26 protein-coding genes and 1 pseudogene are annotated in these 21,500 nt (G+C 59.9%); 16 read left to right on the forward strand and 11 right to left on the reverse strand.

What is annotated here, in order from left to right; genetic code table 11:
- Window positions 1-34 precede the first annotated feature (34 nt).
- The 5 genes and pseudogenes from B1722_RS18110 (at window position 35) to B1722_RS18130 (ending at window position 3,805) form a co-directional block, all read left to right on the forward strand.
- Window positions 35-442 carry a hypothetical protein gene (locus B1722_RS18110; protein ID WP_041072832.1) on the forward strand — a complete coding sequence of 136 codons (408 nt, stop codon included), beginning with the start codon at window positions 35-37 and terminating at the stop codon, window positions 440-442.
- Window positions 423-1,799: an aspartate ammonia-lyase gene (locus B1722_RS18115; protein ID WP_086793782.1), complete on the forward strand. Its 1,377-nt coding sequence runs from the start codon at window positions 423-425 to the stop codon at window positions 1,797-1,799. The genes B1722_RS18110 and B1722_RS18115 overlap by 20 nt, the downstream gene beginning before the upstream one ends.
- 27 nt (window positions 1,800-1,826) lie before the next feature.
- A complete protein-coding gene (locus B1722_RS18120) occupies window positions 1,827-2,267 on the forward strand; it encodes a hypothetical protein (protein ID WP_041072835.1) in 441 nt (146 codons plus the stop codon).
- A 1-nt stretch (window position 2,268) separates the two neighbouring features.
- Window positions 2,269-2,880, forward strand: coding sequence for a superoxide dismutase (locus B1722_RS18125; RefSeq protein ID WP_041072837.1), 612 nt, complete (start codon window positions 2,269-2,271; stop codon window positions 2,878-2,880).
- Between the two features lie 30 nt (window positions 2,881-2,910).
- Window positions 2,911-3,805: pseudogene (locus tag B1722_RS18130) on the forward strand (ZIP family metal transporter).
- 87 nt (window positions 3,806-3,892) lie between these two features.
- Here the strand turns inward: B1722_RS18130 and B1722_RS18135 are convergent.
- The 10 genes from B1722_RS18135 to B1722_RS18180 all read right to left on the reverse strand — a co-directional run bounded on the left by B1722_RS18135 (window position 3,893) and on the right by B1722_RS18180 (window position 10,920).
- Window positions 3,893-4,168 carry an HPr family phosphocarrier protein gene (locus B1722_RS18135; RefSeq protein ID WP_041072841.1) on the reverse strand — a complete coding sequence of 92 codons (276 nt, stop codon included), beginning with the start codon at window positions 4,166-4,168 and terminating at the stop codon, window positions 3,893-3,895.
- Window positions 4,169-4,183: 15 nt separating this feature from the next.
- Window positions 4,184-5,041, reverse strand: a complete 858-nt coding sequence (rapZ, locus tag B1722_RS18140) for an RNase adapter RapZ (RefSeq protein WP_041072843.1) — start codon at window positions 5,039-5,041, stop codon at window positions 4,184-4,186.
- Window positions 5,042-5,043: 2 nt separating this feature from the next.
- Window positions 5,044-5,508, reverse strand: a complete 465-nt coding sequence (ptsN, locus tag B1722_RS18145) for a PTS IIA-like nitrogen regulatory protein PtsN (RefSeq protein WP_041072845.1) — start codon at window positions 5,506-5,508, stop codon at window positions 5,044-5,046.
- A gap of 12 nt (window positions 5,509-5,520) precedes the next feature.
- Window positions 5,521-5,829 carry a ribosome hibernation-promoting factor, HPF/YfiA family gene (gene hpf / locus B1722_RS18150; protein ID WP_025109458.1) on the reverse strand — a complete coding sequence of 103 codons (309 nt, stop codon included), beginning with the start codon at window positions 5,827-5,829 and terminating at the stop codon, window positions 5,521-5,523.
- Between the two features lie 73 nt (window positions 5,830-5,902).
- Window positions 5,903-7,396, reverse strand: a complete 1,494-nt coding sequence (locus B1722_RS18155; RefSeq protein WP_041072848.1) for an RNA polymerase factor sigma-54 — start codon at window positions 7,394-7,396, stop codon at window positions 5,903-5,905.
- A 187-nt stretch (window positions 7,397-7,583) separates the two neighbouring features.
- Entirely contained in the window at window positions 7,584-8,309 is a 726-nt protein-coding gene (gene lptB / locus B1722_RS18160) for an LPS export ABC transporter ATP-binding protein (RefSeq protein ID WP_041072850.1), read from the reverse strand.
- Complete coding sequence (gene lptA / locus B1722_RS18165; protein WP_025109456.1) at window positions 8,309-8,854, reverse strand: lipopolysaccharide transport periplasmic protein LptA; 546 nt, start codon at window positions 8,852-8,854, stop codon at window positions 8,309-8,311. The genes lptB and lptA overlap by 1 nt, the downstream gene beginning before the upstream one ends.
- Window positions 8,841-9,413 carry an LPS export ABC transporter periplasmic protein LptC gene (gene lptC / locus B1722_RS18170; RefSeq protein ID WP_041072852.1) on the reverse strand — a complete coding sequence of 191 codons (573 nt, stop codon included), beginning with the start codon at window positions 9,411-9,413 and terminating at the stop codon, window positions 8,841-8,843. The genes lptA and lptC overlap by 14 nt, the downstream gene beginning before the upstream one ends.
- Window positions 9,414-9,421: 8 nt before the next feature.
- Window positions 9,422-9,946: an HAD family hydrolase gene (locus B1722_RS18175; protein ID WP_007967216.1), complete on the reverse strand. Its 525-nt coding sequence runs from the start codon at window positions 9,944-9,946 to the stop codon at window positions 9,422-9,424.
- The gene (locus B1722_RS18180) at window positions 9,946-10,920 is read right to left on the reverse strand and encodes a KpsF/GutQ family sugar-phosphate isomerase (protein ID WP_027610849.1); all 975 of its coding nucleotides are present in this window, start codon (window positions 10,918-10,920) and stop codon (window positions 9,946-9,948) included. Before B1722_RS18180 ends, B1722_RS18175 begins: the two co-directional genes overlap by 1 nt.
- A gap of 275 nt (window positions 10,921-11,195) precedes the next feature.
- Here B1722_RS18180 and B1722_RS18185 point away from each other — a divergent pair, with 275 nt between their 5' ends.
- The 10 genes from B1722_RS18185 to hisC all read left to right on the forward strand — a co-directional run bounded on the left by B1722_RS18185 (window position 11,196) and on the right by hisC (window position 19,149).
- Complete coding sequence (locus B1722_RS18185; RefSeq protein ID WP_003221703.1) at window positions 11,196-12,005, forward strand: ATP-binding cassette domain-containing protein; 810 nt, start codon at window positions 11,196-11,198, stop codon at window positions 12,003-12,005.
- Window positions 12,005-12,802 carry a lipid asymmetry maintenance ABC transporter permease subunit MlaE gene (mlaE, locus tag B1722_RS18190; protein ID WP_025109452.1) on the forward strand — a complete coding sequence of 266 codons (798 nt, stop codon included), beginning with the start codon at window positions 12,005-12,007 and terminating at the stop codon, window positions 12,800-12,802. Before B1722_RS18185 ends, mlaE begins: the two co-directional genes overlap by 1 nt.
- Window positions 12,802-13,269, forward strand: a complete 468-nt coding sequence (gene mlaD, locus B1722_RS18195) for an outer membrane lipid asymmetry maintenance protein MlaD (protein WP_007967220.1) — start codon at window positions 12,802-12,804, stop codon at window positions 13,267-13,269. The genes mlaE and mlaD overlap by 1 nt, the downstream gene beginning before the upstream one ends.
- An 11-nt stretch (window positions 13,270-13,280) precedes the next feature.
- Complete coding sequence (locus tag B1722_RS18200) at window positions 13,281-13,934, forward strand: phospholipid-binding protein MlaC (RefSeq protein ID WP_041072855.1); 654 nt, start codon at window positions 13,281-13,283, stop codon at window positions 13,932-13,934.
- A complete protein-coding gene (locus tag B1722_RS18205; protein WP_041072857.1) occupies window positions 13,931-14,236 on the forward strand; it encodes a lipid asymmetry maintenance protein MlaB in 306 nt (101 codons plus the stop codon). Before B1722_RS18200 ends, B1722_RS18205 begins: the two co-directional genes overlap by 4 nt.
- A 116-nt stretch (window positions 14,237-14,352) precedes the next feature.
- Window positions 14,353-14,592, forward strand: a complete 240-nt coding sequence (locus B1722_RS18210) for a BolA family protein (protein ID WP_007953556.1) — start codon at window positions 14,353-14,355, stop codon at window positions 14,590-14,592.
- Window positions 14,593-14,614: 22 nt separating this feature from the next.
- Complete coding sequence (murA, locus tag B1722_RS18215; RefSeq protein ID WP_027610854.1) at window positions 14,615-15,880, forward strand: UDP-N-acetylglucosamine 1-carboxyvinyltransferase; 1,266 nt, start codon at window positions 14,615-14,617, stop codon at window positions 15,878-15,880.
- A 127-nt stretch (window positions 15,881-16,007) separates the two neighbouring features.
- Window positions 16,008-16,643, forward strand: a complete 636-nt coding sequence (hisG, locus tag B1722_RS18220) for an ATP phosphoribosyltransferase (RefSeq protein WP_041072861.1) — start codon at window positions 16,008-16,010, stop codon at window positions 16,641-16,643.
- A gap of 125 nt (window positions 16,644-16,768) precedes the next feature.
- Window positions 16,769-18,094: a histidinol dehydrogenase gene (hisD, locus tag B1722_RS18225; RefSeq protein ID WP_086793784.1), complete on the forward strand. Its 1,326-nt coding sequence runs from the start codon at window positions 16,769-16,771 to the stop codon at window positions 18,092-18,094.
- 2 nt (window positions 18,095-18,096) lie between these two features.
- Window positions 18,097-19,149, forward strand: a complete 1,053-nt coding sequence (gene hisC / locus B1722_RS18230; protein WP_041072866.1) for a histidinol-phosphate transaminase — start codon at window positions 18,097-18,099, stop codon at window positions 19,147-19,149.
- Between the two features lie 121 nt (window positions 19,150-19,270).
- Here the strand turns inward: hisC and algW are convergent, their stop codons facing one another.
- On the reverse strand, window positions 19,271-20,425 hold the full coding sequence (gene algW, locus B1722_RS18240; protein ID WP_041072868.1) for a Do family serine endopeptidase AlgW: 1,155 nt from the start codon (window positions 20,423-20,425) through the stop codon (window positions 19,271-19,273).
- Between the two features lie 103 nt (window positions 20,426-20,528).
- Here algW and B1722_RS18245 point away from each other — a divergent pair, with 103 nt between their 5' ends.
- Window positions 20,529-21,287, forward strand: coding sequence for a Nif3-like dinuclear metal center hexameric protein (locus B1722_RS18245; protein WP_086793788.1), 759 nt, complete (start codon window positions 20,529-20,531; stop codon window positions 21,285-21,287).
- The last annotated feature ends 213 nt before the right edge of the window (window positions 21,288-21,500 follow it).

Below are 21,500 nucleotides of genomic sequence, written 5' to 3' on the forward strand. Positions count from 1 at the left end.
ATAATGAATCTCATCTCCGCACGAGTCCCGGATCATGAGTTCTGCCTTGCACGAGCAGCCGTACCTCGAAAGCTGGCGCTGGATGAGTCGCCAGATCCGTTGCGCGATGGACCCCGATGAACCGCGCCTGATCGAACACTACCTGGCCGAAGGCCGTTATCTGGCCTGCTGCACGGCGACTTCCCCGTGGACCATCGCTGAAACCTCCTTCCGTTTGCTGCTCGACACAGCCTGCGACATCGCGTTGCCATGGCACTGGCGCAGCTTGTGTCTCGATCAAGCCTGGCGCCCGCTGCGTGAAATGGAGCGCCTGTCGCTGTGCAACTGCCGACTCCAGCGTTGGCAGCGCTACACCTGGCAACTGGCGACCTGCGAGTTGCAACCCTCGATTCCTTTCATTGAATCAGTCCAAGGATTTTCAGATGACCAAGACTCGTATTGAGCGCGACAGCATGGGCGAACTGCAGGTGCCGGTGGACGCTCTCTACGGCGCGCAGACCCAGCGCGCAGTGGATAACTTCCCGATCAGCGGCAAACCGATGCCAACGCAATTCATCCGTGCGCTGATCCTCGCCAAAGCCGCCGCCGCGCGGGCCAACGTCGAACTCAACCAACTGAGCGCCTCGCAAGGCAAGGCCATCAGCGACGCCGCGCAAGGCCTGCTCGAAGGCGACTTCATGCAGCATTTTCCGGTGGATATTTTCCAGACCGGCTCCGGCACCAGCTCCAACATGAACGCCAACGAAGTGATCGCGACCCTCGCCAGTCGCCTGCTTGGCGAGCCGGTCAACCCGAACGATCACGTCAACTGCGGCCAGAGCAGCAACGACATCATCCCGACCACCATTCACGTCAGCGCCGCCCTGGCGTTGCACGAACAACTCCTGCCGGCGTTGCTGCACCTGGTGCAGGTCATCGAAAACAAAGCCGTGCAAGTGCATCACCACGTCAAAACCGGTCGCACTCATTTGATGGATGCGATGCCGGTGCGCATGAGTCAGGTGCTCAACGGTTGGGCGCAGCAACTCAAGGCCAATATCGGTCATCTGCAGGATTTACTGCCAAGCCTGCAATCGCTGGCGCAGGGTGGCACGGCCGTCGGCACCGGGATCAATGCGCACCCGGAATTCGCCGCGCGTTTCAGCCGCCAATTAAGCCAGCTGACCCATGTGCAATTCACTCCGGGCAAGGATCTGTTCGCCCTGATCGGCTCGCAGGACACCGCCGTCGCCGTCTCCGGCCAGCTCAAGGCCACCGCCGTGTCGCTGATGAAAATTGCCAATGACCTGCGCTGGATGAACTCCGGCCCGCTCGCCGGTCTCAGTGAAATCGAGCTGGAAGCTTTGCAGCCAGGGTCGTCGATCATGCCGGGCAAGGTCAATCCGGTGATCCCGGAAGCCACCGCGATGGTCGCCGCGCAGGTGATCGGTAACGACTCGGTGATCACTATCGCCGGCCAGTCGGGCAACTTCGAGCTGAACGTGATGCTGCCGATCATCGCCCAGAACCTGTTGAACAGCATCGAACTGCTGGCCAACGTCAGCCGTCTGCTCGGCGACAAAGCCATCGCCAGCTTCAAGGTCAACGAGTCGCGGCTCAAGGAAGCGCTGTCGCGCAACCCGATTCTGGTCACCGCGCTCAACCCGATCATCGGTTACCAGAAAGCCGCGGAAATCGCCAAGCAGGCCTACAAACAGGGGCGCCCGGTGATTGACGTCGCGCTGGAGCACACCGATCTGTCGCGCAGCCAACTGGAAGAGTTACTCAACCCCGAGAAACTCACTGCCGGCGGCGTATAAGTCCCGCAACCGCTTTGGAGGTTCACCATGGAGCACTGGAAACGCACGATCGAACGGGCCAATCGCTGCTTCATGCTCGGCGAGCTGATTGACGCCCGCGAGGCTTATCTGCAAGCCCTGGCCTTGGCGCAAGTGCTGTTCGAACGCTGGACGGATGCCGACGAAGCGGTGGCGGCCTGCGTTATCTCCCACCACAACCTGGCGGACCTGCACCTGCGCCTGAACCAGCCGGAGGAGAGCGCCGAGTACCTCTGCGCGATTCATCAACGGCTGTTGCAAACCATGCAGGACGAGCGCCTGCGCCCGGCCCTGCGGGAGGCGGCGTTGCGCCAGAGCAGCAAGACCTACGTCGAGCTGCTGAATTTCATCGGCGAACACGGCGAATACCCGCGCACCCAACGCCTGCTGCACCCGGACACCGGCCATGCACGCCGCGCGTCAGCCTCACATCACCATGGAGTCCACTGAAATGGCTTTTACCTTACCTGCCTTGCCGTACGCCTACGACGCCCTGGAACCGCACATCGATGCGCAAACCATGGAGATTCACTACACCAAGCACCACCAGACCTACATCAACAACCTCAACACTGCCGTCGAAGGCACAGAGTATGCCGAGTGGCCGGTGGAAAGACTGGTCGCCAGCGTCCAGCAGTTACCGGAAAAACTCCGTGCGGCCGTGATCAATCAGGGTGGCGGTCACGCCAACCATTCGTTGTTCTGGGAAATCATGGTGCCCAACGGTGGCGGCAAGCCTGAAGGCGCGCTGGCCAAGGCGATTGATGACCAACTGGGCGGCCTCGACAGCTTCAAGGAAGCCTTCACCAAAGCCGCACTGACCCGTTTCGGCAGCGGCTGGGCCTGGCTCAGCGTCACTCCCGAGAAGAAGCTGATCGTGGAAAGCAGTGGTAATCAGGACAGCCCGCTGATGAATGGCAATACGCCGATTCTCGGTCTGGACGTCTGGGAACACGCCTACTATTTGCGTTATCAGAACCGTCGTCCGGAATACATCAACGCGTTCTACAACGTGATCAATTGGCCTGAAGTTGCCGCGCGTTATCAGGCTGCTCTGGTTTAAGTCATCCATAAAAACAATCCAAGGCTGACTATGGGTACTGAAACACTGGCGATTGGTGGTGGGCGCATGTTTCGTTATGCGGTCGGGTCGCTGTTGCTGCTGGCGGGCATGACTTTGCTGGTGGCGCATGGGCTGGAATGGCTGGATCTGCAGCCGAGACTGTCGCGGGCCTTGCAGGGGGGGCGCGATCTGCGCCCTCGGCACGGCGCTCGGCGCGGTGCCGGTGCTGGTGATCCGGCGCATACCGCAGAGGCTCAGCGATACGCTGTTGGGGTTCGGCGCCGGCGTGATGCTGGCGGCGACTGCGTTTTCGCTGATCGTGCCGGGCATTGCTGCTGCTGAAAGTCTGGGCCTGACACCGTAGGCTGCCAGCGGGTTGATCTGTTTCGGCATCATGCTCGGTGCATTCGGTCTGTATCTGGTGGACCTGAAACTATCCGGCGCCTCACCGGAAATGCTCGTCGGTACCCCTGAGCGCCCGGTGATCCCGCCAAGGATCTGGTTGTTCGTCTTCGCCATCATTGCTCACAACATCCCGGAAGGCATGGCGGTGGGGGTGTCTGCTGGCGGCGGCATGCCGGATGCCGACAGTCTGGCGATGGGCATCGCCTTGCAGGATGTGCCGGAGGGGTTAGTGATTGCGCTGGTGTTGGCCGGGGCCGGGATGTCGCGGGTCAAGGCGTTTTTGATCGGTGCGGCGTCGGGGCTGGTCGAGCCGGTGTTTGCACTGCTCTGTGCGTGGCTGGTCAGCCTGGCAGAGTTGTTGTTGCCGTTGGGGCTGGCGCTGGCCGCGGGAGCGATGTTGCTGGTGGTGACGCATGAGGTGATCCCCGAGTCGCGACGCAATGGTCATGACAAGCTGGCCAGTCTTGGCTTGCTGATCGGGTTTTGTCTGATGATGGTGATGGATACGGCGTTGGGCTGAAAAAACATCGCAGCCTTCGGCAGCTCTTACAGTGAACGCATTCCAACGTAGGAGCTGCCGAAGGCTGCGATTTTTGTTTTTGAGCTGTCAGCCGCCTTCGTCGAAGTAGTTGTTGATCAACTTCACCAGCGCATCCAGCGCTTCCTGTTCCTGATGGCCTTCAGTACTCAGATAGATCTTCGTGCCCTTGCCGGCAGCCAGCATCATCATCGCCATGATGCTTTTACCGTCCACGGTTGTTTCTGGTGTACGACCCACTCTGATCGTGCAATCCGGGAACTGGCCCGCGACCCCGACGAACTTGGCCGATGCTCGGGCATGCAGGCCCAGTTTATTGATGATTTCGATTTCCAGAGCAGGCATCGCGGTGTGAATCCTTTAAGTGAGGTCGCGGTGGCGAACCTGGACGTTCTTCAGGGTTTTCTGCAGGGCCTGACCCAGGCGTTCGGTCAGGTAAACGGAGCGGTGATGCCCACCTGTGCAGCCAATGGCAATGGTGACGTAGGCGCGGTTGCTCGCAGCAAAGCGTGGCAGCCATTTATTCAGATAGCCGAAGATATCCTGATACATCTCCTCGACTTCCGGTTGCGCCGCCAGGTATTCGGCGACCGGTGCATCGAGACCCGATTGGGCGCGTAGCTCCGGCTTCCAGTACGGGTTGGGCAGGCAGCGCACGTCGAATACCAGATCCGCATCCACCGGCATGCCGCGCTTGAAGCCGAACGACTCGACCAGAAACGCCGTGCCCGGCTCCGGCTGGTTCAGCAGGCGCAATTTGATGGTGTCACGCAGTTGGTACAGATTCAGGTTGGTGGTATTGACCTTGAGGTCGGCCAGGTCCGCAATCGGGCCGAGCAGGGCCGTCTCGTCTTGAATTGCTTCGGCCAGCGAACGATTGGCAGTGCTCAGCGGATGGCGCCGGCGGGTTTCCGAGAAGCGCTTGAGCAGCGTTTCTTCGTCGGCATCCAGATACAACACATCGCACTGGATGTGCCGGGCACGGACTTCTTCAAGCAGTTCGGGGAAACGCGACAGGTGGCTCGGCAGATTGCGTGCATCGATCGACACGGCCACCAGCGGCTGGGCCAGCTCGGTATGAATAAGGGCGCGTTCGGCGAGTTCTGGCAGCAAGCCGGCCGGCAGGTTGTCGATGCAGTAGTAGCCATTGTCCTCAAGGACATCCAGGGCAGTACTTTTACCCGAGCCGGAGCGGCCGCTGACGATGATCAAACGCATGATTAATGACCGTTCTGCTCGCTCAGGACGACCTGATACAAGGCTTCGTTACTTGGTGCGCTGCGCAGTTTTTCGCGCACTTCCTTGCGATCGAGCATGCTGGCGATCTGGCGCAGTAATTCCAGGTGAGCATCGGTGGCCGCTTCCGGGACCAGCAGGACAAACAGCAAGTCAACCGGAGCGCCGTCGATGGCATCGAAGTCAATGGGGGCATCAAGGTGCATCAACGCGCTGATAGGCGCTTCGCAGCCTTTGAGGCGACAGTGGGGAATGGCGATGCCGTTGCCGAAACCGGTGGAACCGAGTTTCTCACGGGCGATCAGCGCATCGAACACATCCTGCATGGCCAGATCCGGCACTTCTTTATGGATGAGGTTGGCAATCTGTTCGAGGGCTTTCTTTTTACTGCCGCCCGGCACGTTCACCAGGGAACGGCCGGGGGTCAGGATACTTTCAAGTCGGATCATGGGTTGGGGGTGTTAACGACCGGTTGCGCCCTGGAGGAGGCTCTGGGTCTTTTCCTTATGCTTTTTGAGTTGGCGATCCAGCTTGTCGGTCAGTGAGTCGATCGCAGCATACATGTCGGTATCTTCTGCGTTGGCGACCACTTCGCTGCCGGGAATATGCAAGGTGGCTTCGATTTTCTGCTTGAGCTTTTCGACGCACATCGTGACCTGCACGTTGGTGATCTTGTCGAAATGGCGCTCCAATCGTTCGAGTTTCTCGTTGATGTAGGTGCGCAGAGGTTCGGTCACTTCCAGTTGGTGTCCACTGATGTTGACTTGCATACAGCTTCTCCTTCGTTGCCAGTGCATAAAGCGGCAGGCCGGATAGCCTGCCACTGGAACGCTGTAACGTGGCTTACATCAACCGCTTGCGTTCGCTCGAAGGCGCGATCCCGAGGGATTCGCGGTACTTGGCGACGGTGCGGCGAGCCACCTGAATGCCTTGTGCCTCCAGTAAACCAGCGATCTTGCTGTCACTCAATGGCTTTTTCTGATTTTCCGCCGCGACCAGTTTTTTGATGATCGCGCGGATCGCCGTGGAGGAGCATTCACCGCCTTCAGAGGTGCTGACGTGGCTGGAGAAAAAGTATTTCAGTTCATAAATGCCCCGAGGGGTATGCATGAATTTCTGCGTGGTGACCCGGGAAATCGTCGATTCGTGCATGCCGACCGCCTCGGCGATGTCATGCAGGACCAACGGTTTCATGGCTTCATCGCCGTATTCCAGGAAGCCGCGCTGATGCTCGACGATCTGGGTGGCCACCTTCATCAGGGTTTCGTTGCGGCTTTGCAGGCTCTTGATGAACCAGCGTGCCTCTTGCAACTGGTTGCGCATGAAGGTGTTGTCGGCGCTGGTGTCGGCGCGTCGCACGAAGCCGGCATACTGCGCATTGACCCGCAGACGAGGCACCGACTCCTGATTCAGCTCGACCAGCCAGCGTTCGTTGTCCTTGCGCACAATCACGTCAGGCACCACGTACTCGGCTTCGGTGGATTCGATCTGTGAACCCGGGCGCGGATTGAGGCTCTGTACCAGTTCGATGACCTGACGCAGCTCGTCTTCCTTGAGCTTCATGCGTCGCATCAGCTGGCTGTAGTCGCGACTGCCAAGCAGATCGATGTAATCGCTGACCAGACGCTTGGCCTCGTTCAGCCAAAGAGTCTTGGCCGGGAGTTGACGCAGTTGCAGCAACAGGCATTCGCCGAGGTTGCGCGCGCCGATGCCGGCGGGTTCGAATTGCTGGATGCGGTGCAGGACGGCTTCGATCTCGTCCAGCTCGATGTCGAGTTCCGGATCAAAGGCGTCGAGAATTTCTTCGAGCGTTTCGTCGAGATAACCCTGATTGTTGATGCAGTCGATCAGGGTCACGGCGATCAGGCGGTCGGTGTCGGACATCGGCGCCAGGTTCAGTTGCCACAGCAGATGGCTTTGCAGGCTTTCCCCGGCGGAGGTGCGGGTGGTGAAGTCCCACTCATCGTCATCGCTGCTGGGCAGGCTGCTGGCGCTGGTCTGGTAGACGTCTTCCCAGGCGGTATCAACGGGCAATTCGTTAGGAATGCGCTCGTTCCATTCGCCTTCCTCCAGGTTATCCACCGTCGGGGCGGTTTCCTGATAGGAAGGTTCCTGAATCTCGGTGTTGGTTTTTTGTTCGGCGTTGTCGGCCAATGGATCGGAGTTGTCGAAGTCGTCGCCTTCTTCCTGGCGCTCGAGCATCGGATTGGATTCCAGGGCCTCCTGGATTTCCTGTTGCAGGTCCAGGGTCGACAATTGGAGCAGGCGGATGGCCTGTTGCAGCTGCGGTGTCATCGTCAGCTGCTGGCCCATTCTCAAGACTAGCGATGGTTTCATGGCAGGGGCTTAACACCTTATTCGCCGGCGCGCATGCGCCATCCACTACAGGGCGCCGAAGCGCCAAACTTAAGCAAATTATATGCCTGAAACTGTCGTGTTTGCCTAGAGCGCTGTAACAATAAAGCGTATAAAAAAGCGCTTCAACGTTACAGCACCCGGAGGGCTGGCCGAATGCGCTCGCGCTTTAGAGGCGGAACTCGTGGCCCAGGTACACTTCCTTCACCAGATCGTTGGCAAGGATGGTTGCCGCATCGCCTTCAGCGATCAGTTGACCGTCGTTGACGATGTAGGCGGTCTCGCAGATATCCAGCGTCTCACGCACGTTGTGGTCGGTGATCAGCACACCGATGCCCTTGGCCTTGAGGTGATGGATGATCTGCTTGATGTCGCCGACCGAGATCGGGTCGACACCGGCGAACGGTTCGTCGAGCAGGATGAATTTCGGGGCGGTCGCCAGGGCACGGGCAATTTCCACCCGACGGCGTTCACCACCGGACAGGCTCATGCCGAGGTTGTCGCGGATGTGGCTGATATGGAATTCCTGCAGCAGGCTTTCCAGTTCCTTGCGACGACCGGCCTTGTCGAGCTCTTGGCGGGTCTCGAGGATGGCCATGATGTTGTCGGCCACCGACAGTTTGCGGAAGATCGACGCTTCTTGTGGCAGATAGCCGATACCGGCCTTGGCGCGACCGTGCATCGGCTGGTGGCTGACGTCCAGATCGTCGATCAGTACGCGGCCCTGATCGGCCTGCACCAGGCCAACGATCATGTAGAAGCAAGTGGTCTTGCCGGCACCGTTCGGGCCGAGCAGGCCGACGATCTGGCCGCTGTCGATCGACAGGCTGACGTCACGCACGACCTGGCGGCTTTTATAGGCCTTGGCCAGGTGCTGAGCTTTCAGAGTTGCCATTACTGGGTTTTCTCGTCGGTTTTCTTCTTCGGCTGGATCACCATGTCGATGCGCGGACGCGTCTCGGTGACCTTGTTGCCGGTAGCGCGACCGGCGCTGGCCAGTTTTCTCACCGTGTCATAGACGATTTTCTCGCCCTGGGTGGTGTTGTTGTCCTTGTCGACAACCTTGGCCTTGTCGATCAGCACGACGCGGTTTTGCGCGGCGTGATACTGGATCGTCACGCCCCAGCCCTGTACAGGCTTGGTGTCACCCTGGGTTTGCAACTGCTCGAAGTAGGCAAGGTTGCCCACCGAGGTCACCACGTCGATGTCGCCGGTCGGAGTACGGGTGATGGTCACCGTATTGCCCTTAACGATCATCGAACCCTGGGTGATGATCACGTCACCTTTATAGGTGGCGATGCCATTCTTGTCGTCCAGTTGGGCGTCGTCGGCCTGAATGCGGATAGGTTGCTGCTGATCGTTCGGCAGAGCCCAGGCGCTCACGCTTCCCAGTGCTGCGCCCAGACTGAGCAAAATAGGGAGGGTTTTAACGAGCCTCATACTGTCCTCTTACGTTCGATTGCAGGTGTATCCTGCTTTCCTTCAAATACGCCTTCATTCCCACGCCAGTCGATACACCGCCAGCGCCGTCGATTCTAACGGGTTGCTCGGTCTGCGCATATTGCTGCTGAGGGAACACCGTCATGCGGGTGCTGGTGATCAGGGTGTCGCGGTTCTTTTCATCGGTGCGCTTGATGCGTACCGAGTCGATCAGTTCCACCTGGGTTCCGTCCGGGTTCACTTCGCCACGCTCGCTGGTCACGTGCCACGGAAAGTCTGTGCCGCGGAACATGTTGAGGTCGGGTTTGGTGACCAGCGTCACGTCCGTCGCTTTCAGATGCTCGGCCTTGTCCGACGTCATTTCGTACTGCACCTTGCCGTCTGGAAGGTATTGCAGGGTATGCGTGTTCGTGGCGTACCAGTCGATGGCGGTGTCTTCGACCTTGGTCACAGGTTTGTCGAGGAACCGTTCAGGGCTGATGTTCCAGTAGCCGACCGCTGCAAACAGGGCAGCGATACAGCCGAACAACAGGAAGTTGCGAAATTTTTTGCTAAACATGGTTTGGCTCACAGGTACGCGGCGTTGGCCGCATCGAGGCGGCCCTGGGCGCGCAGGATCAATTCGCAGAACTCTCGGGCGGCACCTTCGCCACCGCGGGCCCGAGTGACGCCATGGGCGTGTTCGCGCACGAAGTCGGCAGCATTGGCCACAGCCATGCCCAAGCCTACGCGGCGGATCACCGGCAGGTCAGGCAGATCGTCACCAAGGTAGGCGACCTGTTCATAGCTTAGGCCCAGTTGCGCCAATAGGCCGTCCAGAACCACCAATTTGTCTTCGCGGCCCTGAAACAGGTGCGGGATGCCGAGATTCTTCGCCCGGCGCTCGACCACCGGCGTCTTGCGGCCGCTGATGATGGCGGTTTCGACGCCGGCATTCATCAGCATCTTGATGCCCTGGCCGTCGAGGGTGTTGAAGGTCTTGAATTCGCTGCCGTCTTCGAGGAAGTACAGGCGCCCGTCGGTGAGGACGCCATCGACGTCGAACACCGCCAGTTTGATCGCTTTGCCGCGTTGCAGCAGATCGGTTGTCATTACATCACTCCTGCACGCAGCAGATCGGAGAGGTTGAAGGCGCCGATCGGGCGATCTTCTTCGTCCACGACCACCAGTGCGTTGATTCGGTGGTCTTCCATGATTTTCAGCGCTTCGGCGGCGAGCATCTCCGGCCGTGCGGTCTTGCCGTGTGCGGTCATGACCTGGTCGATGGTGGCGCTGCGGATGTCGATGCTGCGATCCAGGGTGCGGCGCAGGTCGCCGTCGGTGAAGATCCCGGCGAGTTTGCCATCGGCTTCAACGATCGCGGTCATGCCCAGGCCCTTGCGGGTCATTTCCATGAGCGCGTCCTTGAGCAGGGTACCGCGTTGCACTTGCGGCAGCTCCTGGCCGGCGTGCATGACGTTTTCCACTTTCAGCAGCAGGCGTCGACCCAGGGCGCCGCCCGGGTGGGAGAAAGCAAAATCTTCGGCGGTAAAACCCCGGGCTTCCAGCAGCGCCACGGCCAGGGCATCGCCCATGACCAGCGCAGCGGTGGTCGAGGAAGTCGGTGCCAGGTTCAGCGGGCAGGCTTCGTGCTCGACGTGAACGTTGAGATTGACTTCGGCGGCCTTGGCCAGCGGTGACTGTGGATTACCGGTCAGGCTGATCAACTGGATGCCCAGGCGCTTGATCAACGGCAGCAGGGTGACGATTTCGTTGGTCGAGCCGGAGTTGGAGAGGGCGAGGATCACGTCATCGCGGGTGATCATGCCCATGTCGCCGTGGCTGGCTTCGGCTGGATGAACAAAAAATGCCGGGGTGCCGGTGCTGGCCAGGGTCGCGGCAATCTTGTTGCCGACGTGCCCGGATTTGCCCATGCCGACCACGACCACACGGCCCTTGCTGGCCAGAATCATCTCGCAAGCGCGTACGAAATCGGCGTCGATATGGGGCAACAAGCCTTGTACGGCTTCCACTTCGAGGCGGATGGTGCGTTGTGCCGATTGAATCAGGTCGCTGGATTGGCTCATGTCAGAAATCGTATAGCCCGATGAAAAGGCGGCGATTATAGCGGTTATGTTGAAAAGCCTCACGCAAGTTCGTCGAGCTTTGTCATTCCTGGCAACCAAAACCCCGAAAAAGTGCCGTCGGGCCTGTCATATCGTTGAACGCGGAGGGGCATGGGCCTTGGGCGCTTGGCGTTTGCAGTGATATAGTTCGCCGCCAGTTCGGCCTGCCCGGGAGGTATGTGCTTTCTACGGAAAGCCAGGCGTCCGAGTGAGAGGCTGCATCGCAAGGAGTTTAGATGAGTGCCGATAACGCCTACGCGGTCGAGCTGAAGGGAGTCTCCTTCAAGCGCGGTGCGCGCAGCATTTTCAATAACGTCGATATTCGCATCCCGCGCGGCAAGGTTACCGGCATCATGGGGCCTTCCGGGTGTGGCAAGACCACGCTGCTGCGATTGATGGGCGCGCAATTGCGTCCCTCCAGCGGGGAAGTCTGGGTCAACGGTCAGAACCTGCCGACGCTGTCGCGCAGTGATCTGTTCGATGCGCGAAAGCACATGGGCGTGCTGTTTCAGAGTGGCGCGCTGTTCACCGATCTCGATGTCTTCGAGAACGTCGCTTTCCCCCTGCGGGTTCATACCCAATTACCGGACGAGATGATCCGCGACATCGTCCTGCTCAAATTGCAGGCGGTTGGACTGCGCGGCGCGATCGAGCTGATGCCGGACGAGCTGTCGGGCGGCATGAAACGTCGCGTGGCGCTGGCGCGGGCGATCGCGCTCGATCCGCAGATTCTCATGTATGACGAGCCTTTCGTTGGTCAGGATCCGATCGCCATGGGCGTGCTGGTGCGCCTGATCCGTCTGCTCAACGATGCGCTGGGCATTACCAGCATTGTGGTTTCCCACGACCTGGCCGAAACCGCGAGCATCGCTGACTACATCTATGTAGTGGGTGATGGTCAGGTGCTGGGGCAGGGCACGCCGGACGAATTGATGAACTCGGATGAACCGCGTATTCGCCAGTTCATGACCGGCAACCCCGATGGCCCGGTGCCGTACCATTTTCCAGCGACGGATTACCGCGCAGATCTTCTGGGGAAGCGCTGATGCGCAGAATTTCATTGATAGAACGCGTACGCCGCTTTGGCGAGACGGCGATCGACGCCGTGGCGGTGTTTGGCCGCGCGACCCTGTTCCTGTTTCACGCCCTGCTCGGTCGTGGCGGCATCAGTGGCGGTTTTGGTCTGCTGGTCAAGCAACTGCATTCGGTTGGCGTGATGTCGCTGGTGATCATCGTCGTCTCCGGGATTTTCATCGGCATGGTGCTGGCGCTGCAGGGCTTCAGTATTCTGTCGAGCTACGGTTCGGAGCAGGCAGTGGGACAGATGGTCGCCCTGACTTTGCTGCGTGAACTGGGTCCGGTGGTGACGGCGCTGCTGTTTGCCGGGCGTGCCGGTTCGGCGCTGACGGCCGAAATCGGCAACATGAAGTCCACCGAACAGCTTTCCAGCCTGGAAATGATCGGTGTCGACCCGCTCAAGTACATCATTGCTCCGCGCCTGTGGGCCGGTTTCATTTCCCTGCCGGTGCTGGCGATGATTTTCAGCGTGGTAGGCATCTGGGGTGGATCGTGGGTGGCTGTCGACTGGCTGGGTGTGTATGAAGGCTCTTATTGGGCGAACATGCAGAACAGCGTGAATTTCACCAGTGACGTGCTCAACGGCGTGATCAAAAGTATTGTTTTCGCCTTTGTAGTGACCTGGATTGCCGTATTCCAAGGCTATGACTGTGAGCCCACTTCCGAGGGTATCAGTCGTGCCACCACCAAGACCGTGGTGTTTGCCTCGCTGGCAGTGCTCGGCCTGGACTTTATTCTGACCGCTTTGATGTTTGGAGATTTCTGATGCAAAACCGCACCCTGGAAATCGGTGTCGGCCTGTTCCTGCTGGCAGGGATCCTGGCCTTGTTGCTGCTGGCGCTGCGGGTCAGTGGCCTGTCTCCGACCTCGACCACCGACACCTATAAGCTGTATGCCTACTTCGACAATATCGCCGGTTTGACGGTCAGAGCCAAAGTGACCATGGCCGGTGTAACCATCGGCAAGGTCACGGCCATCGATCTGGATCGCGACAGCTTCACCGGTCGGGTCACCCTGCAAGTGGATAAAAAGGTCGACAACCTGCCGACCGACTCCACAGCGTCTATCCTGACCGCTGGCCTGTTGGGCGAGAAGTACATCGGTATCAGCGTGGGTGGGGAAGACACTCGTCTGAAGGATGGTGGAACCATCCACGACACGCAGTCGTCTCTGGTACTGGAAGACCTGATCGGTAAATTCCTGCTCAATACCGTTAGCAAAGACGCCAAATGAGGAGCTTTTGAATGATCTCTACCTTGCGACGTGGCCTGTTGGTGTTGCTCGCGACACTGCCACTGCTGGCTAACGCTGCGCCCGGGCAATCGGCGCACGATCTGGTTCAGGACACCACGAACCGGATGCTGGCCGACCTGTCGGCCAACAAAGCGAAATACAAGCAGGATCCGGCTGATTTCTATGCCGCGTTGAACAACATCGTCGGCCCGGTAGTGGATGCCGAGGGCATTTCCAAGAGCATCATGACGGTCAAGTATTCGCGCAAGGCCACGCCTGCGCAGATGCAGACCTTCCAGGAAAACTTCAAGAAAGGCCTGTTCCAGTTCTACGGCAATGCCTTGCTCGAATACAACAATCAGGGCATCACGGTTGACCCGGCCAAGGATGAATCGGGTGATCGCACCAGCGTCGGCATGACCGTCAAGGGCAGCAACGGCGCGATCTATCCGGTGCAGTACACGCTGGAGAAGATCAACGGCGAGTGGAAGCTGCGCAACGTGATCATCAACGGCATCAACATCGGCAAGCTGTTCCGTGATCAGTTCGCGGACGCGATGCAGCGCAATGGCAACGATCTGGACAAGACTATCAACAATTGGGCTGGCGAAGTGGCCAAGGCCAAGGAAACCACCGAGAAAGCTGCCGAGAAGCCAGCGCAATGAATGAGGCGGCAGTTCGTATGAGTGATGTCGACGAGCTATTGCTCAGCGGAGTGCTGGACTATCGCACAGGCCCCGATCTGCGCAAGGAAGGCCAGGCGCTGATCAAGTCCAGCAAGGCGGCATCGCTGGTGATTGATTGTTCGGCAGTGAAGAAGTCCAGCAGCGTCGGCTTGTCCTTGCTGCTGTGCTTCATGCGCGATGCCCGGGCGGCCGGCAAGGCCGTCAGCATCCGCGCGATGCCGGAAGACATGCGCGAAATCGCTCAGGTCAGCGAACTGACCGAGTTGCTGGCGCACCCCTGAACCCGCATCGACAAACAAGCCCCCCGTCAGAGTCCTGCCAATGCGGGGTTCGCAGGCGCGGGGCTTTTTTGTATGATGTCCGACCCGTGCGCACAGGGCGCCGATTGAGGTTGAGCATGCAGGCCGTAGAAGTGAAGAGCTTCCTTGAAGGAAAGCTGCCAGGAACGCAGGTGGAAGTTGAAGGCGAAGGCTGCAACTTCCAGCTGAACGTGATTAGTGATGAACTGGCGGCGTTGAGCCCGGTCAAGCGTCAGCAAAGCATCTATGCCCATTTGAACCCTTGGATCGCTGATGGCAGCATCCACGCGGTCACTATGAAATTTTTCAGCAGCGCGGCCTGGGCCGAGCGCACCTGAGCCCTAGGGCGTCGAGATTCTTATGGATAAATTGATTATTACCGGTGGCGTTCGTCTTGATGGCGAAATCCGTATCTCCGGGGCGAAGAACTCCGCCCTGCCGATTCTGGCCGCCACCCTGCTGTGCGATGGCCCGGTGACCGTTGGCAACCTGCCGCACCTGCACGACATCACCACCATGATCGAGCTGTTCGGTCGCATGGGCATCGAGCCTGTGATCGACGAGAAACTCAGCGTTGAAATCGACCCACGCACCATCAAGACCCTGATCGCGCCATACGAACTGGTGAAAACCATGCGTGCCTCGATCCTGGTTCTGGGGCCGATGGTTGCCCGTTTCGGTGAAGCCGAAGTCGCCCTGCCTGGCGGTTGCGCCATCGGTTCGCGCCCGGTTGACCTGCACATCCGTGGTCTCGAAGCCATGGGCGCGGTGATCGACGTCGAAGGCGGCTACATCAAGGCCAAGGCGCCTGAAGGCGGTCTGCGCGGTGCGCACTTCTTCTTCGATACCGTCAGCGTGACCGGTACCGAAAACATCATGATGGCGGCTGCCCTGGCCAAGGGTCGCAGCGTGCTGCAGAACGCTGCGCGCGAGCCGGAAGTCGTCGACCTGGCGAATTTCCTCAACGCCATGGGCGCCAAGGTTTCCGGCGCCGGTACCGACACCATCACCATCGATGGCGTCGAGCGCCTGGGTTCGTGTTTCTACAAGGTCATGCCTGACCGTATCGAAACCGGCACCTACCTGGTGGCCGCTGCGGTCACCGGTGGCCGCGTCAAGGTCAAGGACACTGATCCGACCATTCTTGAAGCAGTCCTGGAAAAGCTCCGTGAGTCCGGTGCGGAAATCACCTGCGGTGAAGACTGGATTGAGCTGAACATGCACGGCAAGCGCCCGAAAGCGGTCAACGTGCGCACGGCACCGTATCCGGCGTTCCCGACCGACATGCAGGCACAGTTCATCTCGCTCAACGCCATTGCCGAAGGCACCGGTGCGGTAATCGAGACGATCTTCGAAAACCGTTTCATGCACGTGTACGAACTGCACCGCATGGGCGCCAGAATCCAGGTCGAAGGCAACACTGCGATCGTCACCGGTACTGAAGTCCTGAAGGGCGCGCCAGTGATGGCCACCGACCTGCGTGCTTCGGCCAGCCTGGTGATCTCGGCCCTGGTGGCCGAAGGCGACACCCTGATCGACCGCATCTACCACATAGACCGTGGTTATGAGTGCATCGAAGAAAAACTGCAGATGCTGGGCGCCAAGATCCGTCGCGTTCCGGGCTGATTGCTGCATGCGGACACAGGGACGTGTCCACTGAATTTGTTTCGAGTCGAGCCGGTATCCGGCTCGATGTGTGTCCGGCGCCGATTGCGACCGGACATGAGTACCTTGATAAGGACTGACGTTTCCCATGTTGACCATCGCACTGTCCAAGGGCCGCATCCTTGACGACACCCTGCCGCTTCTCGCTGAAGCCGGCATCGTGCCGACCGAGAATCCGGACAAGAGCCGCAAACTGATCATCCCCACCACTCAGGATGACGTACGTCTGTTGATCGTGCGTGCCACCGACGTGCCGACCTATGTCGAGCATGGCGCGGCCGACCTCGGCGTCGCCGGTAAAGACGTGCTGATGGAATACACCGGCCAGGGCCTCTACGAGCCGCTGGATCTGCAGATTGCCCAGTGCAAGCTGATGACGGCCGGCAAGATCGGCGCAGCCGAGCCTAAGGGCCGTCTGCGCGTGGCGACCAAGTTCGTCAACGTTGCCAAGCGCTACTACGCCGAGCAGGGCCGTCAGGTCGACATCATCAAGCTCTACGGCTCGATGGAGCTGGCGCCGCTGATCGGTCTGGCCGACAAGATCATCGACGTGGTCGACACCGGCAATACACTGCGCGCCAACGGCCTGGAACCTCAGGAACTGATCGCCACGATCAGCTCGCGCCTGGTGGTCAACAAGGCTTCGATGAAGATGCAACACGCCCGAATCCAGGCGTTGATCGATACCCTGCGCACGGCAGTGGAATCGCGACACCGCGGCTGATGTACTTGCGCGACCTTGAGTCGCGCCCGTCTATCCGCCTCATAGCCAGAATCTCAGGTGCCCAAGCGGAAACGACTGCTAAGTTAGGGCGCCTGAGTTTTTGCCATTCCTATGAGGCTCTCGCTATGACCGCACCGACTGCAATTCGCCGACTCAACGCTGCTGACCCGGATTTCGCGCATCATCTGGATCATCTGCTGAGCTGGGAAAGTGTGTCTGACGACTCGGTCAATCAGCGCGTTCTGGACATCATCAAGGCGGTGCGCGAGCGCGGTGACGCGGCGCTGGTCGAGTTCACCCAGAAATTCGACGGCCTCGAAGTCGCCTCGATGGCTGACCTGATCCTGCCGCGCGAGCGCCTGGAACTGGCCCTGACCCGCATCACTGTCGCGCAGCGAGAAGCGCTGGAAAAAGCTGCAGCGCGGGTGCGCAGCTACCACGAAAAACAGAAACAGGATTCCTGGAGCTACACCGAGGCCGACGGCACTGTGCTCGGGCAGAAGGTCACGCCGCTGGATCGCGCCGGCCTGTACGTGCCGGGCGGCAAGGCGTCATACCCGTCGTCGGTGTTGATGAACGCGATTCCGGCCAAGGTTGCCGGCGTGGCCGAAGTGGTCATGGTGGTGCCGACCCCGCGCGGTGAAATCAATGAGCTGGTGCTGGCGGCGGCGTGCATTGCCGGCGTTGACCGGGTGTTCACCATCGGCGGCGCGCAAGCGGTTGCTGCGCTGGCTTACGGTACCGAAAGCGTGCCGCAGGTGGACAAAGTGGTCGGCCCGGGCAACATCTATGTCGCCACCGCCAAACGCCACGTGTTCGGTCAGGTCGGCATCGACATGATCGCCGGCCCGTCGGAAATCCTCGTGGTGTGCGACGGCCAGACCGATCCGGACTGGATCGCCATGGACCTGTTCTCCCAGGCCGAGCACGACGAAGACGCGCAGGCAATTCTGGTCAGTCCCGACGCCGAGTTCCTCGACAAGGTCGCGGCGAGCATCGACAAACTGCTGCCGACCATGGACCGCGCGGCCATCATCGAAACTTCGATCAATGGTCGCGGTGCGCTGATTCACGTGCGCGACATGGCGCAAGCCATCGAAGTCGCCAACCGCATCGCCCCGGAACACCTGGAGCTGTCGGTCGCTGACCCACAAGCGTGGTTGCCGCAGATCCGTCACGCCGGCGCGATCTTCATGGGTCGCCACACCTCAGAAGCGCTGGGTGATTACTGCGCCGGCCCGAACCACGTGCTGCCAACGTCCGGCACTGCGCGTTTCTCCTCGCCACTGGGTGTGTACGACTTCCAGAAACGTTCGTCGATCATCTTCTGCTCCGAGGCCGGTGCTTCCGAACTGGGCAAGACCGCTTCGGTGCTGGCCCGTGGCGAATCCCTGAGCGCGCACGCACGCAGTGCCGAATACCGCATCAAAGCTGAGCAGAAGGGGAACTGATCATGAGTAAATTCTGGAGCCCGTTCGTCAAGGATCTGGTGCCGTATGTGCCGGGCGAACAGCCGAAGCTGACCAGACTGGTCAAGCTCAACACCAACGAAAACCCTTACGGCCCGTCGCCCAAAGCCCTGGCGGCGATGCAAACCGAGCTCAACGACAACCTGCGCCTGTACCCGGATCCGAACAGCGATCTGCTGAAAACCGCCGTCGCCAACTACTACGGCGTGCAGAGCAATCAGGTGTTCCTTGGCAACGGTTCGGACGAAGTGCTTGCGCACATCTTCCACGGTCTGCTGCAACACGAGCAGCCGCTGCTGTTTCCGGACATCAGCTACAGCTTCTATCCGGTGTATTGCGGTCTGTACGGCATCCAGTTCGATGCCGTGCCGCTGGACGCGCAGTTCCAGATCAACCCGGCGGACTACGCCAAACCGAACGGCGGGATCATTTTCCCCAATCCGAACGCACCGACCGGTTGCCTGCTGGCACTGGAAGCGGTCGAGCAGATCCTCAAGGCCAGCCCGGATTCGGTGGTTGTGGTGGACGAGGCTTATATCGACTTCGGCGGCGAAACCGCGATCAGCCTGGTGGACCGTTATCCGAACCTGCTGGTGACCCAGACCTTGTCCAAGTCGCGCTCGCTGGCCGGCCTGCGCGTCGGCCTGGCGGTGGGGCATCCGGATCTGATCGAAGCGCTGGAGCGAATCAAGAACAGCTTCAACTCCTATCCGCTGGATCGCCTGGCGATTGTCGGAGCGGCGGCCGCGTTCGAGGATCGCGAGTATTTCGACAAGACCTGCCGTCTGGTCATCGAAAGTCGTGAGTGGGTCATCGCGCAATTGCAGGCCAAGGGGTTTGAGGTGCTGCCGTCGGCGGCAAACTTCATCTTCGCCCGGCACCCGCAACACGATGCAGCGGGGCTGGCAGCCAAGTTGCGCGAGCAGGGCGTGATTGTGCGCCACTTCAAGCAGGAGCGGATTGCCCAGTTCCTGCGGATCTCGATCGGTACGCCGGAGCAGAATCAGGCGCTGATCGACGGCCTCGGCGACCTGTAGGACACCGGTGAACCTGTGGGAGCGAGCTTGCTCGCGAAAGCGCTTGGCCATTCAATAACGATGTTGAATGTGCCGGCCTCTTCGCGAGCAAGCTCGCTCCCACAGTGTTTTTGGTTGGTGTTTACTCTTCTTCCTTGACCGGCGCCGGCGGTGGACGCAGGCCGATTTCCGCGGTCAGCTTCAGCTCCTTGCCATTGCGCATCACTTGAATGGTGACCTTGTCGGTCGGCTTGATCCTCGCCACCTGGTTCATTGACTTGCGGCCATCACCCGCCGGTTCGCCGTCGATACTCAGAATCACGTCACCCAGCTGCAGGCCGGCCTTCTGTGCCGGGCCATCGCGGAAGATTCCCGCCACGACAATTCCAGGACGCCCGGACAGGCCAAACGACTCGGCCAGTTCCTGGGTCAGCGGCTGCACTTCAATACCGAGCCAGCCACGAATCACCTGACCGTGCTCGATGATCGACTTCATCACCTCCATCGCCAGTTTTACCGGAATCGCAAAACCGATGCCTTGCGAGCCGCCGGACTTGGAGAAGATCGCGGTGTTGATCCCGGTGAGATTGCCGTTGGCATCGACCAGTGCGCCGCCGGAGTTGCCCGGGTTGATCGCCGCGTCGGTCTGGATGAAGTCTTCGTAGTTGTTCAGGCCCAACTGGTTGCGCCCGGTGGCGCTGATGATGCCCATGGTCACGGTCTGGCCGACGCCGAACGGGTTGCCGATGGCCAGTGCGACGTCGCCGATGCGGATGTTGTCGGAGCGGCCGACGGTGATCGCCGGGAGGTTTTTCAGGTCGATCTTCAGCACCGCGAGGTCGGTTTCCGGGTCGCTGCCGATGACGCGGGCGAGGGTTTCGCGCCCATCCTTGAGTGCCACCACGATCTGGTCAGCGCCGGTGGTCACGTGGTTGTTGGTCAGAATGTAGCCTTCCGGGCTCATGATCACGCCGGAACCGAGGCTCGATTCCATGCGTTTCTGCTTCGGCGAGTTGTCACCGAAGAAGCGCCGGAACTGCGGATCCTCAAACAGCGGGTGCGCCGGTTTGTTGATGACTTTGGTGGTGTAGAGGTTGACCACCGACGGTGCGGCGATGGTCACCGCGTCGGCATAGGACACCGGGCCCTGTTGCACACTGGTGGTTTGCGGGGCCTGTTGCAGGTTGACGTCGAGGCTCGGAAGCCCGACCCACTGCGGGTAACGCTGAATAATCAACAGAGCGATAAGCACGCCGGCCAACAGCGGCCAGCCAAAAAAACGCAGCGCCTTGAGCATTAAGCACGTCCTGGAAAAGTTGCAGGCGGGGGCAGACCGCCGATAATGTCGCGCATTATACGAGGCCGCGCGCGCCTCTGAACGGGATATTTAGGAGTCTTTCATGGCCGTCGCCCTCAGCACCCTGGTCGAAGAAGCCGACCGTTACCTCGGCAGTGCGAAAATCGCCGATTACTGCCCCAACGGCTTGCAGGTCGAAGGTCGTCCGCAGGTGATGCGCATTGTCAGTGGCGTCACCGCCAGTCAGGCCTTGCTCGATGCCGCAGTAGAAGCCGAGGCCGATCTGGTGTTGGTGCATCACGGCTATTTCTGGAAAGGCGAGAACCCGTGCATCACCGGCATGAAGCAGCGTCGCGTGAAAACCTTGCTCAAGCACGACATCAGTCTGCTCGCCTATCACTTGCCACTGGATCTGCACCCGGAGGTCGGCAACAACGTGCAACTGGCGCGTCAGCTGGACATCACCGTCGAAGGGCCGCTGGATCCCGACAACCTGAAGATTGTCGGACTGGTTGGCTCGTTGAATGAGCCGATGACCCCGCGTGATTTCGCGCGCAAGGTTCAGGAGGTCATGGGCCGCGAGCCGCTGCTGGTCGAAGGCAGTACGATGATTCGTCGGGTCGGCTGGTGCACTGGCGGCGGGCAGGGCTATATCGATCAGGGCGCGGCGGCGGGTGTTGATCTGTTCCTCAGCGGTGAAGCCTCCGAGCAGACCTTCCACAGCGCTCGGGAAAACGACATCAGCTTCATCGCCGCCGGCCACCATGCCACCGAGCGCTATGGTGTGCAGGCGCTGGGTGACTATCTGGCAAAACGTTTTGCCCTGGAACACATCTTCATCGACTGCCCGAACCCGATCTGACGACTCGCGGCGAGCCTGATCTGAAATGCTGTCCTGTAGTACCGAAGGCTGCGATCCTTTGGCGTTGTCTTTTAAAAGCAAGATCAAAAGATCGCAGCCTTCGGCAGCTCCTACAGGGTTAGTAGGGCAAACTGGTGGGCATATTCATATGCCCTTTCGATCTAGTTGGCGTCCTGATTAGAAGAGGGCGCTGTGCTAGGATTCCCCGCTCGA

The organism is Pseudomonas sp. SCPG-7 (assembly GCF_002156405.1).
GTDB lineage: Bacteria > Pseudomonadota > Gammaproteobacteria > Pseudomonadales > Pseudomonadaceae > Aquipseudomonas > Aquipseudomonas parakoreensis.

What these genes read in the sequence shown, in the direction of transcription:
- rapZ (WP_041072843.1), bottom strand. Translation starts at nt 5,041, where the DNA reads ATGCGTTTGATCATCGTCAGCGGCCGCTCCGGCTCGGGTAAAAGTACT.
- B1722_RS18120 (WP_041072835.1), top strand. Translation starts at nt 1,827, where the DNA reads ATGGAGCACTGGAAACGCACGATCGAACGGGCCAATCGCTGCTTCATG.
- mlaE (WP_025109452.1), top strand. Translation starts at nt 12,005, where the DNA reads ATGCGCAGAATTTCATTGATAGAACGCGTACGCCGCTTTGGCGAGACG.
- hpf (WP_025109458.1), bottom strand. Translation starts at nt 5,829, where the DNA reads ATGCAAGTCAACATCAGTGGACACCAACTGGAAGTGACCGAACCTCTG.
- hisG (WP_041072861.1), top strand. Translation starts at nt 16,008, where the DNA reads ATGTTGACCATCGCACTGTCCAAGGGCCGCATCCTTGACGACACCCTG.
- lptA (WP_025109456.1), bottom strand. Translation starts at nt 8,854, where the DNA reads ATGAGGCTCGTTAAAACCCTCCCTATTTTGCTCAGTCTGGGCGCAGCA.
- B1722_RS18115 (WP_086793782.1), top strand. Translation starts at nt 423, where the DNA reads ATGACCAAGACTCGTATTGAGCGCGACAGCATGGGCGAACTGCAGGTG.
- murA (WP_027610854.1), top strand. Translation starts at nt 14,615, where the DNA reads ATGGATAAATTGATTATTACCGGTGGCGTTCGTCTTGATGGCGAAATC.
- B1722_RS18185 (WP_003221703.1), top strand. Translation starts at nt 11,196, where the DNA reads ATGAGTGCCGATAACGCCTACGCGGTCGAGCTGAAGGGAGTCTCCTTC.
- B1722_RS18180 (WP_027610849.1), bottom strand. Translation starts at nt 10,920, where the DNA reads ATGAGCCAATCCAGCGACCTGATTCAATCGGCACAACGCACCATCCGC.
- lptC (WP_041072852.1), bottom strand. Translation starts at nt 9,413, where the DNA reads ATGTTTAGCAAAAAATTTCGCAACTTCCTGTTGTTCGGCTGTATCGCT.
- B1722_RS18245 (WP_086793788.1), top strand. Translation starts at nt 20,529, where the DNA reads ATGGCCGTCGCCCTCAGCACCCTGGTCGAAGAAGCCGACCGTTACCTC.
- B1722_RS18135 (WP_041072841.1), bottom strand. Translation starts at nt 4,168, where the DNA reads ATGCCTGCTCTGGAAATCGAAATCATCAATAAACTGGGCCTGCATGCC.
- B1722_RS18155 (WP_041072848.1), bottom strand. Translation starts at nt 7,396, where the DNA reads ATGAAACCATCGCTAGTCTTGAGAATGGGCCAGCAGCTGACGATGACA.
- hisD (WP_086793784.1), top strand. Translation starts at nt 16,769, where the DNA reads ATGACCGCACCGACTGCAATTCGCCGACTCAACGCTGCTGACCCGGAT.
- B1722_RS18110 (WP_041072832.1), top strand. Translation starts at nt 35, where the DNA reads ATGAGTTCTGCCTTGCACGAGCAGCCGTACCTCGAAAGCTGGCGCTGG.
- B1722_RS18210 (WP_007953556.1), top strand. Translation starts at nt 14,353, where the DNA reads ATGCAGGCCGTAGAAGTGAAGAGCTTCCTTGAAGGAAAGCTGCCAGGA.
- B1722_RS18200 (WP_041072855.1), top strand. Translation starts at nt 13,281, where the DNA reads ATGATCTCTACCTTGCGACGTGGCCTGTTGGTGTTGCTCGCGACACTG.
- algW (WP_041072868.1), bottom strand. Translation starts at nt 20,425, where the DNA reads ATGCTCAAGGCGCTGCGTTTTTTTGGCTGGCCGCTGTTGGCCGGCGTG.
- ptsN (WP_041072845.1), bottom strand. Translation starts at nt 5,508, where the DNA reads ATGATCCGACTTGAAAGTATCCTGACCCCCGGCCGTTCCCTGGTGAAC.
- B1722_RS18205 (WP_041072857.1), top strand. Translation starts at nt 13,931, where the DNA reads ATGAATGAGGCGGCAGTTCGTATGAGTGATGTCGACGAGCTATTGCTC.
- B1722_RS18125 (WP_041072837.1), top strand. Translation starts at nt 2,269, where the DNA reads ATGGCTTTTACCTTACCTGCCTTGCCGTACGCCTACGACGCCCTGGAA.
- lptB (WP_041072850.1), bottom strand. Translation starts at nt 8,309, where the DNA reads ATGGCAACTCTGAAAGCTCAGCACCTGGCCAAGGCCTATAAAAGCCGC.
- hisC (WP_041072866.1), top strand. Translation starts at nt 18,097, where the DNA reads ATGAGTAAATTCTGGAGCCCGTTCGTCAAGGATCTGGTGCCGTATGTG.
- mlaD (WP_007967220.1), top strand. Translation starts at nt 12,802, where the DNA reads ATGCAAAACCGCACCCTGGAAATCGGTGTCGGCCTGTTCCTGCTGGCA.
- B1722_RS18175 (WP_007967216.1), bottom strand. Translation starts at nt 9,946, where the DNA reads ATGACAACCGATCTGCTGCAACGCGGCAAAGCGATCAAACTGGCGGTG.